The organism is Bacillus sp. (in: firmicutes) (assembly GCA_012842745.1).
In the GTDB taxonomy this organism is placed as follows: domain Bacteria; phylum Bacillota; class Bacilli; order Bacillales; family Bacillaceae_J; genus Schinkia.
The window spans coordinates 1-4,835 of sequence record DUSF01000020.1; the positions used below are offsets into that span (position 1 = coordinate 1).

General features: G+C 35.9%; 3 protein-coding genes and 3 pseudogenes. 5 read left to right on the top strand and 1 reads right to left on the bottom strand.

Annotated elements, in window-relative coordinates:
* Positions 1 to 100: 100 nt before the first annotated feature.
* The 3 genes and pseudogenes from GX497_02850 (at position 101) to GX497_02860 (ending at position 2,948) form a co-directional block, all read left to right on the top strand.
* On the top strand, positions 101 to 1,120 hold the full coding sequence (locus GX497_02850) for a hypothetical protein (protein HHY72166.1): 1,020 nt from the start codon (positions 101 to 103) through the stop codon (positions 1,118 to 1,120).
* Between the two features lie 12 nt (positions 1,121 to 1,132).
* Positions 1,133 to 1,639 (top strand): hypothetical protein, encoded by a 507-nt coding sequence (locus GX497_02855; protein HHY72167.1) that lies wholly within the window; start codon positions 1,133 to 1,135, stop codon positions 1,637 to 1,639.
* Between the two features lie 131 nt (positions 1,640 to 1,770).
* Positions 1,771 to 2,948 (top strand): annotated as a pseudogene (locus GX497_02860) (IS256 family transposase).
* Positions 2,949 to 3,048: 100 nt separating this feature from the next.
* On the opposite strand, the pseudogene GX497_02865 reads toward GX497_02860, so the two are convergent.
* Positions 3,049 to 3,267: pseudogene (locus tag GX497_02865) on the bottom strand (transposase domain-containing protein).
* Positions 3,268 to 3,521: 254 nt separating this feature from the next.
* Between GX497_02865 and GX497_02870 the strand changes: the two are divergent.
* Positions 3,522 to 3,770 carry a hypothetical protein gene (locus GX497_02870; GenBank protein ID HHY72168.1) on the top strand — a complete coding sequence of 83 codons (249 nt, stop codon included), beginning with the start codon at positions 3,522 to 3,524 and terminating at the stop codon, positions 3,768 to 3,770.
* Between the two features lie 311 nt (positions 3,771 to 4,081).
* A pseudogene (locus GX497_02875) lies at positions 4,082 to 4,835 on the top strand (molecular chaperone).

Here is a 4,835-nt window from a genome sequence, read left to right on the forward strand (position 1 = left end):
AAAGCCGCTGTCCCGATGTCAAAGGAGGAAGAAGATGAGGAGGAAGATGAGCTAGGTGTAGCTGTCCTTGGGATGATTCCTGTCACTGGGGGTGGCGGCATTGGCTAAATCGAAGAAGCCTAGCCTTCCCTCCAAATGGAAGGGTGCCGCTATAAGTGCACTTGGCAGTGTTCCGATGAAGGGCATTATAAAAAAAGGGGCACAAGCATTAAACAAGGCATCAAAAGCCGCCAAAAAGAAGGTTAGTAATACAAAGAAGAAAGTAGTCGCTTCTCTTAAGACACAGAAGAAGACTGTAAAGAAAAAGATAGGGAAAATCGTTAAAAAAAGAGGGAAGGTGTTCACCAAAGCCCGAAAGCTTAAAAATAACCTGACGAAGAAGGAACAAATAGATAAGCTAAAAACGATGATGAAGAAAGAGGTACTTAGTTCTTGGAATACTACGAAATCTGTTGCAGGGAACTTTTTAAAAGGGGCAGGCGAAGCCGCTTTAACGGATGTAACTTTTAATGTTGTGAAACCTAAACATACTAGCCAGCCCACAGTTTCTTATAAAGTAGGAGAAGTATTTGGACACACGGTAGCTACAATTGCAGGAGTTGTAGAAACAGCTGGGTCTGTAGCCATAGGTACGGGAGGCGTAGCGTTAAGTGCAACGGGAGTGGGTGCTCTTGCTGGAGCACCTATAAGTGCAGTTGCTGTAGCTGGTGCTGCTCATGGCACTGCGGTGGCAACACAAGGTACACAAAACCTTGTACAAAGTGCAAAAGATTTGTATAATTTTTCTGTAAATAATGGAGGAAAGTCTACTAAAGCTTCTACGGCGGCCACTAAGGGTAATATTAGTGCAGAGAATATTGTTTTTAGTGATAAGTTTAAAAAGCCAGCATATAAAAATCAAGTGCAACAACGTGGATGGAATAATGAAAGTATAGCTAAAACAATAAACAATCCATACAAAACTGATAAATCGGTAAACAAACATACAGGAAACTCAGTAACTGTATACTTTAAAGATAAGACACACTATGTAGCGGTAGATAATGGTACAGGGAAAGTAATACAGGTTTCAAATCTAAATAAAGCTGATTGGAAATTTGACCCTACATTTTCTAAATAAGAGGTGATTTTTTTGATAATAAAAAAAGAAGGAAAGATAAATGAAATAATATATGAACATACAACTTATCATAGTGGTAAATACACGATCTTCCCCACAATTACTGATTTAAATAATTTATTAGAAAAGATTATAGACTCTAAAACAACGACAGAATATATTAGAATTATTCCTTTTTATATAAATGAAAGAGTGAATATGCAGATTGAATTTGAGGAGTACATGTTCTATATCGAGTGTAGGGAAGAGATAAGCGAGAAGGAAATAGATAATCATGTATTTGATTGTCTTGATACGCATTATGAAATAAAATCTACAAAGGAAATTGAAATGGGGAAAATAATGTATCCGTTATGTAAAAATAATGATGTAGGACATTTTATTTTATCATTACAAAAGTACCGCAAATACTTAAACGAACTTTTGCCTAAGTTGTTTAAAGTTGCAAAAAAGGAAATGAAATTAAAAGATGATGATTTAGCCTTTGGATATTTTTGTTTTGAAGTTCATAGTGGATAAAATCCGAACCTTGATTGACATTGCGTAAAAAGTTGTGTAAATAAGTTTAAAATCAATCCTCCTTGGCAAGAATTAGGATAAATAATTTTTGCTAAGGAGGATTTTTCGACATGAAATGACCAAAGGAATTAATCAAGGAGATCGTAAAAGAAGAAAAATTCACAAGTACCAAACGAATCATGGAGACGATCAAAGAAATGTTTTCCGATATTTTGGAAGAGGTACTTCAATGTGAAATGGATGAACAGCTTGGTTATGAAAAACATCAACGCCGGAGCGATGAGCCAAGCAATTATCGAAATGGCTCAACAAAGCGTAAATTAAAAACACAATTTGGTGAAGTTGAAGTAAATGTTCCTAGGGACAGAAATGGCTCGTATGAGCCAAAAATATTGGACAAATACCAAAGAAATGTAGACGGATTGGAAGAAAAAATACTGTCTTTCTACGCTCACGGAATGTCCACTAGAGATATCCAGGAACAAGTCAAGGATCTCTATAATATTGAGATTTCCTCTGAATTAGTTAGTAAGATTAGCGAAAAAATTATGCCACAAGTAAATGAGTGGCAAAGTCGTCCACTGGAAGCCTATTATCCTTTTATTTTCATGGATGCTATTCATTATAAAATTCGAGATAATCACCAAATTGTATCGAAAGCAGCCTATGTTGTTTTAGGCATCAATAATGAAGGGTATAAAGAAATATTGGGGATTTGGGTTGGAGGAAACGAAAGTAGTAAGTTTTGGTTAGGCGTGTTGAATGATTTGAAAACAAGAGGGGTAAAAACGGTTAACCTTTTCTGTATTGACGGGCTTTCAGGGCTGAAAGAGGCCATTCAAGCCGTGTATCCTTTTACCGGTATTCAGCGTTGTATTATTCATCAGATTCGGGCTAGCCACCAAATATGTTTCATAAACACATAAAAGAATTTGTCGCTGATTTAAAACTAATCTACACTTCTATCAACGAAGAAACAGCCATGGAAAGACTCATAGAATTTAAGGAAAAATGGGGTAAAGAATATCCATCTGCAGTTAAGTCATGGGAAGAAAATTGGGATATTTTAGCCACTTTCTTTGCATATCCTCCAGAAATTAGGAGAATAATATATACTACGAATATCATTGAAGGGCTGCATCGTCAATTTAGAAAAGTGACAAAAACGAAGTCTATTTTTCCTACTGATGATAGCTTAAGAAAAATGCTTTACTTGGCAGCTCAAAACATTACAAAAAAATGGACCCTGCGTTACCGTAATTGGGACATGATTTTAAGCCAGCTTGAGATTTTAAACCAAACATCATAATTGGTAAGCCCGAAATAAAAAAACAAACGCACCTTCACGGTGCGCATCACAAATAACCGTTTATCGTGATTTTTTTAATCAGATAGACGGTTATTTCATATTATCTGCCATATTCTTCTTGAATCATTTTTGACCAAGGCATATATTGATTTAAAATTTCTGGTTGCTGGTAGAAATTAAGGTTCGGCAAATCCGTCAATAACTTCAAAAGATAACGATAGAAATCCACACCGTTTGCTTTTGTAGTTTCTGCGATACTTAAACAGATGGCATTGGCTTTGGCACCAGCTTCACTAACACTGAAGAGCCAATTTTTCCGGTTATGTTCTTGAAAACATAAGTTTTCGTTATGTAGTGTAAAGGGGACAATGGTTAGTTTTTGTTGTGGCATCGAAAAGCACCTCCTATGATTGATACGTCCATCATACAGGAGAAGTTGATCATTTTATATGTGTCGTTTGAATTCGGGCTTACTGTCAAGAAAAGAAAATAGAGACAAATGGGATGAATGATTGAAAGGAGTGAAGGAAATGTCAAGTGATAAGTGGTTTTTTTTTAGACTTGCCAAATACAATGGTATTAACAACGAAAGATGTAATAGCTAATGGTAAACCAATTTTGGTTGTATTCCATGATGAGGATGATGGAATGTGGCAATTTCACAGTGGCGATGATGTTGATATGGGAGATGCTGTTTTGATAAGCCTAAGAGAGATGATAGAGTTAGATTCTTCTTTGGTTGAATTAGTGGATCTTCCGTTAGGCTGGGTAGCTTGGAGAAACAATGCAAATAGCCATTGGTATAGAAAAATTAACGAATAAAACATTGTTTAGTGAAAATATTTTACTGGGTTAACTAAGCTGGGGAAAGGGGGATTGCAGGAAAAAAACGTAGATTAGCAGAACTAATTTAGAGAATTGATGTTTACTTTTCATTTTGAAATAAACGAATGTATGTATAGAAAAATGCTTTTATTAATTCAAGCACATAACATTAGACAGGTCAATGATGATCATACAATCATGATTGACCTGTTTTTGTTATCCTCATTTTTATTGCATATTTTAAAATTCAATTCAACTATTTATATTAAAAAACGTAATCAGTCACAGGGATATTTATTGTAATGGCTTTTAATATGTTCAAACATATATTGCCAGAATACGAGATTGAATGTGAATATGCTCTCGATGAGGGCTTGGCTGTTCTATATAATACGATTGCTGAACAAATAGAAACGAATAACTTTCTGGATGGGGAAGAGTATAAGGCGCTTGTCATTGATTGCGGCGGTGGAACGACTGATCTTTCCACGTGTAAGTTCCGTATTCGGGATGGACATCTATCCTACAAGATTGATATCCAGACAACCTATGAAAATGGAGATACTAATTTTGGCGGCAATAATATTACCTATCGAATTTTCTGATTTATGGAAATTATGTTTGCGGCCTATTATAGTCACAATCGAAATGGTGTTGATATCGATGGACTGATTGATATCCCAGGGACAGATATATTTAGACATGTAGATGAGTATGGGCACCCTGCTGTTTATGGACAATTTGAAGCAGCCTATCGAGAAGCTGAAAAGGTGATTCCGACTCGGTTTAAGGAATATGAAAATCGAAGCCGAGATGAGTATTTGAGGGTTCGAACGAATTATTACTTTTTATGGGAAATGGCAGAGAAAATGAAAAAGGAGTTCTTTCGCAAGACAGGCATTCTTAGAAATCGCTTTTATTCTGGAGCTGCTCCCGAACAGGACAGTGATCTAAGGGTGACATCTGTTGAACGGTGGAGCTTATCTCTATGGGATGGAGTGCAATTTAAGGATGTCTATGATTTTCCTAACGTCATCTTCAATATTAAAGAAATTAATCATT